Source organism: Leyella stercorea, from assembly GCF_019052365.1.
GTDB lineage: Bacteria > Bacteroidota > Bacteroidia > Bacteroidales > Bacteroidaceae > Prevotella.
In genome coordinates this window covers 1-7,511 of record NZ_JAHQUY010000098.1, presented here as the reverse complement: position 1 = coordinate 7,511, position 7,511 = coordinate 1, and the positions used below count along the sequence as shown (strand labels likewise).

General features: G+C 47.5%; 8 protein-coding genes. 1 reads left to right on the top strand and 7 read right to left on the bottom strand.

The window, feature by feature from the left end; translation table 11 throughout:
* Positions 1-246: 246 nt before the first annotated feature.
* From KTQ90_RS12155 to KTQ90_RS12125, 7 genes are all read right to left on the bottom strand, one after another.
* A complete protein-coding gene (locus KTQ90_RS12155) occupies positions 247-435 on the bottom strand; it encodes a hypothetical protein (RefSeq protein WP_005645304.1) in 189 nt (62 codons plus the stop codon).
* Between the two features lie 458 nt (positions 436-893).
* Positions 894-2,468 (bottom strand): Rne/Rng family ribonuclease, encoded by a 1,575-nt coding sequence (locus tag KTQ90_RS12150; RefSeq protein ID WP_217318652.1) that lies wholly within the window; start codon positions 2,466-2,468, stop codon positions 894-896.
* Between the two features lie 304 nt (positions 2,469-2,772).
* A complete protein-coding gene (locus KTQ90_RS12145) occupies positions 2,773-3,066 on the bottom strand; it encodes an HU family DNA-binding protein (protein WP_022158413.1) in 294 nt (97 codons plus the stop codon).
* Between the two features lie 197 nt (positions 3,067-3,263).
* Positions 3,264-3,596: a cupin domain-containing protein gene (locus KTQ90_RS12140; RefSeq protein WP_022158414.1), complete on the bottom strand. Its 333-nt coding sequence runs from the start codon at positions 3,594-3,596 to the stop codon at positions 3,264-3,266.
* 31 nt (positions 3,597-3,627) lie between these two features.
* Positions 3,628-4,812 (bottom strand): MFS transporter, encoded by a 1,185-nt coding sequence (locus KTQ90_RS12135; protein ID WP_217318651.1) that lies wholly within the window; start codon positions 4,810-4,812, stop codon positions 3,628-3,630.
* Positions 4,813-4,815: 3 nt separating this feature from the next.
* Positions 4,816-5,637 carry a 3-methyl-2-oxobutanoate hydroxymethyltransferase gene (gene panB / locus KTQ90_RS12130; RefSeq protein WP_217318650.1) on the bottom strand — a complete coding sequence of 274 codons (822 nt, stop codon included), beginning with the start codon at positions 5,635-5,637 and terminating at the stop codon, positions 4,816-4,818.
* Between the two features lie 74 nt (positions 5,638-5,711).
* Positions 5,712-6,392, bottom strand: coding sequence for a tetratricopeptide repeat protein (locus KTQ90_RS12125; RefSeq protein ID WP_217318649.1), 681 nt, complete (start codon positions 6,390-6,392; stop codon positions 5,712-5,714).
* A 418-nt stretch (positions 6,393-6,810) separates the two neighbouring features.
* Between KTQ90_RS12125 and KTQ90_RS12120 the strand changes: the two genes are divergently transcribed.
* A complete protein-coding gene (locus KTQ90_RS12120; RefSeq protein WP_217318648.1) occupies positions 6,811-7,401 on the top strand; it encodes a hypothetical protein in 591 nt (196 codons plus the stop codon).
* The last annotated feature ends 110 nt before the right edge of the window (positions 7,402-7,511 follow it).

Genomic DNA, 7,511 nt, shown 5'->3' with positions numbered 1-7,511 from the left:
ACGACAAGCCCATTGGCAGAATTAAGTATGCACTAAATTAATTCCGCCAACAGGTAATGTATGGATAATCCTATCTTTTGTGCAGAGACTAATAGACAAGAGACTAAGCACGAAAGCGTGAATAATATAACCCTTTTCATATTTGTACAGAATAGAAAGAAAATATTAAAGAGTAGGCACTCCAATTAAAAAGAGTGCCTACTCATGTAATATGCAGTCGTTGTTGATTAGCAATAGACTACGACATTAGAGAACAATAATGACTGTTCCATCTTTGGTAATAATAACGACAGGACCATTTGATGGAGTTGCTTGGAACGTTGTTGTTGCCTTAATGTTGTTTACTACTGGTGAAGATACTTCAGCCGCACTTGCTTGACTTGGCATGCATATAGCACCTAATGCCAAAGCCATAGAAAACAAAAACTTTTTCATGTTTTCTCCTTTTTAAATGTTATACATGTTGCGGAGGTATAAACCTCTTTGTTTTCGATTGCAAAAGTACAAAAAAAATGATTGATAGAACTTTTTGATGGTTATTTTAAACTGAATTAAACTTATTGACGGTAAAATTAAATCTGATTAAACATTATGCTGCTATTTTGTAAGGAAACTGGTACTTTTTGTAACATGTCTTTCGGTTTGATGTTTTTTGGGAAATTAAAATCTTAGATTCATTATTTTTTTGTATTTTTGCAGCCGAAAAGAGTTGTTAGGCAGCAAACGTATGCAGATAGCAGAATTTAGGACTGTTGCCAAATCATTACCTCTATTGAGGTGAAAGACTCATAAATAGCTCATTTTAAGCTATTCGGCAGTTTTTAGCGTAATTTTTTCAGAAAAAAAGGATATATAGCCCATCATACAAAACAAGGCTATATATCCTTTCTTCTTTACTTTGTCTCTATCTCTTCCTTCATGTCGATGAACTGTCGCTTGCTGTCGTAGAATTCGTACTGCAGGAAAGCGAGTTTCTGTGAGGGAACGATGTGTACTCCCAGTCCGTATTTCATCTGCCACTTTCTCTTCAGCGAGAAGAGTCCCTTGTTGATGTAGGCAGCCACGTATGGGTGTACGTGCAGATAGAATGTCTTTATTCCAATCTTGTTGACAAGCCTGTCAATCTTACTTTCAAGCTGGTCGGTGAAGATGATGCTCGACTTTATCTTTCCCTTGCCGAAGCAGGTGGGGCATACCTCTTCCACATTCACATCCATAGCCGGACGTACGCGTTGGCGTGTAATCTGCATGAGTCCGAACTTGCTCAGAGGTAGAATGTTGTGGCGGGCGCGGTCTTTCTGCATGTTCTTGCACATGCGTTCGTAGAGCAGCTGTCGGTCTTCGGCGAGGTTCATGTCGATGAAGTCAACAACGATGATGCCTCCCATGTCGCGCAGTCGCAGCTGTCTTGCCAGCTCGTCTGCGGCTCCGAGGTTCACGTCCAGTGCGTTAGCCTCTTGTCCGTTGTCCGAGTGCGAACGGTTGCCGCTGTTCACGTCTACCACGTGTAGGGCCTCCGTGTGCTCGATGATAAGATAAGCGCCGTGCTTGTAGTTGACGGTTTTGCCGAAGCTGGATTTAATCTGCTTAGTTACGTTGAAATTGTCGAAGATGGGAACTGTTCCTGTATACAACTTAACGATGTTTGCTTTCTCTGGGGCGATGAGTGAAACATAGTTTTTAACTTCGTGGAAAACATTCTCGTCGTTGACGTATATGTTTTCGTAGGTGGGATTGAACAAATCCCTTAATAATGCTACAGCTCTACCTGTCTCTTCGAAAATCAACTGTGGACGTTTCTGGGTTTTCTGCACCTTTACGAGTGCGTCTTCCCATCTCTTTGTCAGAACCTTTAGTTCTGCATCCAGCTCTGCTACGCGTTTGCCCTCAGCTACAGTTCTCACAATGACACCGCAATTCTTCGGCTTGATGCTGTTGATGAGTTGTTTCAGTCGCGCGCGCTCTTCTCCGCTTTTGATTTTTGTCGATACCGAAACTTTATCGCCGAAAGGCATGAGTACGAGGTAGCGTCCTGCGAAGCTTAGTTCGCCCGTAAGGCGCGGACCTTTTGTAGATATCGGTTCTTTCACAATCTGAACCAACACCTCCTGTCCCACGGTGAGTGTGCTCTGTACGCTTCCGTCCTTTCTGAGGTCGGGCAGCTTTGTAGCCTTGGCAAAAGGATAAAGTTTCTTTCTGTCGCTTTGTACCTGTTTGAGGTACTTTTCGTAAGAATTGAATTGGTTGCCTAAATCAAGATAGTGGAGAAAGGCATCACGTTCGTAGCCCACGTCAACGAAACTTGCGTTCAGTCCAGGCATGAGCTTTTTTACTTTTGCAACATAGATGTTTCCAACAGAGAATGATACAGACCTTGGCTCAGTCTGATATTCCACGAGTCGCTTGTCTTCGAGCAGCGCAATGGAAATTTCATTCTGTTGTACATCGATTACAACTTCGCTGGTCATTTCTCTTTTGTTTTTCTGAATTTAGGTACTTTCTTTAATTTTGATATAAAAGCATGGGGGCGCATCAAAATTATTGCTGATGCAATGGGTTTTTGACGCGCCCCCATATCGGAACTGACCCTTATGGGCAGGCTTTCTTACTTGCTCTTATGTCTGTTCTTGCGTAATCTCTTTTTACGCTTGTGAGTAGCCATCTTGTGTCCCTTTTTTTTCTTTCCGTTTGGCATAGCTTTAAATTTTTTGTTGTTTAATATTAATATTAATGATGTTTTCTTTCCTTGTTCAAATGAATGCGGGTTGGGGTTTACTTCTCCATAGTGGCGTTTTTCATCTCCTCAATGAAGCACTTAGCCGGCTTGAAGCTTGGCTGATCGTGTGCGCCGATTTTCATTGTTGTCTTCTTGAGTATGTTTCTCGCTGTCTTAGCGGCGCGATGCTTAACGATGAAACTTCCAAATCCACGCAGGTACACATTCTCTTTCTTTGTCAACAAACTGTTTTTGATATTCTCCATGAAGCTTTCTACGACTACTGATACGTCTTTCTTCTGTAATCCGGTGCTTTCTGCAATCTTGTTGATGATATCTGCTTTAGTCATTTGAATGTATTATATTATTATTTCTTTTGTTATTACCTTTTACTAAGGACGTGCAAAGATACGAGTTTTTCGTGTTATACGAAAATTTCTTGATAACTTTTTTGAGTTATTGCGCAATATTTGCCCTCCGAACTCATTAATTTTCACGTTGTTAAGCATCGGGTAGGGCAGGAAAGGGCTTTCGCGTGCCGTAAGTTCTACTTCATTTCCGGCACAATGGCGAAGAATTCGGCGTCTTCTGCGGTGCGGTTTTCAGCGCAATGTGTATGTCCGCACGGGCAGTAGTGAACCTCTCCGGCGCGCACGGTCTCTTCTTTTCCGTCGCATACGAAGGTTATCTCACCTTTTATTATATACATCACCTCGCAGTTGCCTTCGTGTGTGTGCATACCTATAGAGCTTCCTGGTGTCAGTATGTTGCGCATTATCTTCACCTTGCCGTCGTCGGCTGCGCGCATGATGAGCTTGCCGTTGCCGCCCTTGAAGTTCTCCACTACTTTTTCTTCTGTTTTCTCAAAATCGATAATCATATTATACCTCCTTGTTTTAAATATGAATCTTTTAGGCGTGATGTTTTGCCTGTTTTTTCTTTAAGAGCACGTTCAGCGAGCATATTATCGTAGCCACAACGAGCAGCGCCAGCGCCACCTGTTCTGCCGACTTCACCGCCGTCGTAAGCTGCCATCCTGCGGCGATGCCGAGGAAGAGTCCGCCGTCGCTCGAGAGGAAGTAGGTGCTCTCGGCTGTCGAACGCTGGCAGTGGTCGCAGCTGTTGAGCAGCTTGTAGAGCTGTTCTGACGAGCTGAGCGCTATGCCGAATCCGAAGAGCATCGGCTTCAGGGTAGCGTCGAACACGTCGTCGTGTGCGAACATTGCGAGAATAGCTATTATCGCCAGTGCGTTTCCTACGGCTGAGGCGAAGCGTGCGTTCTTTACGGCTGGTATGTGCAGCGCGAGCGCCGCCACTACGAAGCCCGCCATCACCGACGAGCAGAACTCCACCGTCATGCGTGTTGTCATCATTATGCCGAGCGCCGCTGTGATGAGCGCTATTACGAGTGCTATCGTTGCGCCGCGCGGCAGGAAGAAACGGTCTATCGAAACCAGATGCACACCCTCCTCAGGGGCGCGGAACGGGAAGTTCACGCACATCACGAGCACGGCTGAAGCGAGCGACATTGCTGCTCCGACTATGTAGAACAGCGACCCGTGCAGCTCGTCGCGCAACAGCAGCGCCAATATCGGGCCTATTATCACCGTCAGTCTTGATATCCATATTGCCGTATAGTTGGCGTCGGTGCGGTGGCACGATTCGGTCTTGTCTATGAGTAGCGTGCACGAGAGTACGCGCTTGGCTGTGCCGAATACGGCGCCGCTCGCGAAGCATACTGCCAGAAGCGTGTATTCTTCTATCTCGCGCACAATCGGCTGCTCTCTAAACTCGAACGCTGAGAGTCCGAGGATGGTTGCGCCGAGGCATATCGCCGAAATGAAGAACACCTTGTTGCGGCGGTAGTTTTGTATTAGCCAACTGCCGAAAAAGCCTGATATACAAACGCCTATGATGAATACGACGATTGTAAGACATGCCAGGTAGCTGCTTGCGTGGTCCTCTGTAGTGAGGCGGAATGGCAGCAGCGGTATGGTCATGTAGCACGATATGCACAACAGCAGTTCGGCTATTGTGAGGAGTGTGAACTCGCGGTTCCACAATCGGTTGTAAGTGGGTGTGTATTGAGTGTCCATGTCTTAGTATGACTCGTTCTCGTTAGGGAAGTCCGTCGACTTTACGTCTGCAACGTATCTGCCTACGGCGTCGGTTATGATAGAGTGGAGGTCGGCGTACTGGCGCAGGAACTTCGGCTTGAAACCCTTGTTCATGCCGAGCATGTCGGCATATACGAGCACCTGTCCGTCGCATTTGTTGCCAGCTCCGATGCCGATGGTGGGGCAGCTTACGGCTGCCGTAACCTTCTCGGCGAGGTCTGCCGGTATCTTCTCGAGCACAATGCTGCAGCATCCTGCCTCTTCGAGCGCCTTTGCGTCGGCTATGAGCTTCTCTGCTTCAGCCTCCTCCTTGGCGCGCAAGCCGTATCCGCCGAACTGGTGAACGCTCTGCGGAGTGAGTCCGAGGTGTCCGCATACGGGTATGCCCGCAGCCACAATCTTCTTGATCATCGGAGCTATCTCTGCTCCGCCTTCGAGCTTCACGCCGTCGACGCCAGCCTCCTTCATGATGCGTACGGCATTGCGTATGCCGTCCTCTTCTGATATCTGGTAGCTGCCGAAGGGCATGTCGCACACCACGAAGGCGTGCTCTGTAGCGCGAGCCACGGCGCGCGCGTGGAAAATCATCTCGTCAACGGTGATGGGGAGTGTCGTGGCGTTGCCGTGCATCACGTTCGATGCAGAGTCGCCAACGAGTATTGTGTCGATGCCAGCTTGGTCGAGAATCGATGCTGTGGTGTAGTCGTAGGCTGTGAGCCATGAAATCTTCTCACCACATTTCTTCATTTCAAAAAACAGGGGTGCAGTTACTTTTTTCTTACTTGAACTTAAATATTCTGCCATTTCTAAATGTTGTTGTATTTCAAATATCGGGCAAAATTACAACAATTTACGTAAATGGCAAAGCGAACACCGCTTTATCTGCACTTTTTGTACCATTCTACGAGGTTTGCGCGCGGCACTCCTTGCCCTACCATGGCGTCGAGGTCTTCGCGCGCCTCCTTCTTGCGACCCGTGAGCAGGCGCACGTTGGCGCGGTTCAGACGGTAGTCGGTGTTTTTAGGGTCGAGCTCTATGGCGCGTGTAAAGTCGTACTCTGCCGGCGTGTACATCTTGCGCTCTATCTCTATTCCGCCTCGCGCGGCGTATGCCACGGCGTTGTTCGGGTGCTGTGCCACCAGTGTGTTTATCTGGTTGAACGCCTCGGTGGGTCGGTTGTCTTTCTGGTTGAGCAGCGCCAGACCCAGCATCGCCTCGAAGTGACCAGGCACTATGCGCAGCAGGTTCTCGTAGTCGAGACGTGCAAACTTGTATCTGCCCTGTCGTTCGTTGACGTATGCGCGGTAGAACAGCGCGGCGATGTTCTTCTCGTCGCAGCGCAGCACGAAGTCGTACTCCTCCTGGGCGTAGCGCCATTGCTCCAGTTCGATGTTCCAAGCCGCCTTCTTCATGCGCAGCTCGAGCGAGTCGGGGTGGAATGCCAGCACCTGCACCGCTGCCGAAAGGCTGTCGCGCAGGTCTGAACGGGTTTGTGCAGTGGCACCGTTGGCGGTTGCGATGCCGAGTATAAGTGCTAAAATCAGTTTTCTCATATACATATATAATAATGTGTGTGCTTCGGGTCTCCTGTTGCAGCCCTTTCGGAGCGTCTGCCCAAGGCTTCGGGAAACTTGCTGCGAAATTATACAGAATAATTCATGCGTGCAAGTTTTTTATACATTGTTGTTTTGTTGTGTAAAATAATTAAGTTTATTTGTCGTTTCTTCGGTTTCTCTCGTCGTGCTCCGTACGGAATCCGATCGGATTGCGTACGCCGTCCGATCAGATTGCGTCCGCCGTCCGATCGGATTGCGTTCGCTGCACGATGACTTTTCTTAAGGCTTCAGGGGGAAACCACTAACCACTTATAGGGTAAATCCTACGCTCTAATATGAAAATTCCCTTGCTTTTATGTTTTCTTTGGCGTAACTTTGCAACATCAAAAAACAACAGTTAATAACTTAATAGCTTACGATTATGAAAAGATTAGTATTGACACTCGCCGTAGCTCTCGTGACGGCACTCTCTGCAAGCGCACAGCGACTCGCCAATATTCAGGTAGAGGCTCGTTTCATAACCGACAAGATGGTTCTCGAACTCGGACTCACGAATGTGCAACGCAACAACATCATGCGTCTCAACCTCGACTATCTCGACGCTATCAACAGCTATCGCGACTTAAACGGCAGGGCATGGAAGTATCGCAACAAGGAGTTGCGCCGCATGATGAGCGACAGCCAGTGGAGACGCTATCGCGAGGCTTACTACTTCTACCAGCCTATAAGCTGGCGCGACAACGCCTACGTACACAACATCTACACCAGGTATCCAGAAAGAGTGGTTGTCGTACATGAGTCGTGCAAGCCCTGCAAGCACCACAAGCATTACGAGTCGTGCAAGCACCACAAGCATCACAAGCACGACAAACATTACAAGCACCATAAGCACGACAAGCACGACAAACATTACAAGCACTATAAGCACGACACGCACCATAAGCACGACAAGTATCGTAAATACGATGATGACGACCGGTATAAGAAGCACCCGTTCGGAAGTCGTCGTTAGTAAAAAATGGTTAAAAAAACATACGCAATAACTCTTGATTTATTCATAACACTTAACTTTACCCGTTGGCGGAATTAATTTAAGTTGATAAATATGAGTAAAAAGTTGCA

Bases quoted from the DNA above. Each gene is read 5' to 3' on its own strand.
- KTQ90_RS12120 (WP_217318648.1), top strand. From the start codon at position 6,811: ATGAAAAGATTAGTATTGACACTCGCCGTAGCTCTCGTGACGGCACTC.
- panB (WP_217318650.1), bottom strand. From the start codon at position 5,637: ATGGCAGAATATTTAAGTTCAAGTAAGAAAAAAGTAACTGCACCCCTG.
- KTQ90_RS12125 (WP_217318649.1), bottom strand. From the start codon at position 6,392: ATGTATATGAGAAAACTGATTTTAGCACTTATACTCGGCATCGCAACC.
- KTQ90_RS12150 (WP_217318652.1), bottom strand. From the start codon at position 2,468: ATGACCAGCGAAGTTGTAATCGATGTACAACAGAATGAAATTTCCATT.
- KTQ90_RS12140 (WP_022158414.1), bottom strand. From the start codon at position 3,596: ATGATTATCGATTTTGAGAAAACAGAAGAAAAAGTAGTGGAGAACTTC.
- KTQ90_RS12135 (WP_217318651.1), bottom strand. From the start codon at position 4,812: ATGGACACTCAATACACACCCACTTACAACCGATTGTGGAACCGCGAG.
- KTQ90_RS12155 (WP_005645304.1), bottom strand. From the start codon at position 435: ATGAAAAAGTTTTTGTTTTCTATGGCTTTGGCATTAGGTGCTATATGC.
- KTQ90_RS12145 (WP_022158413.1), bottom strand. From the start codon at position 3,066: ATGACTAAAGCAGATATCATCAACAAGATTGCAGAAAGCACCGGATTA.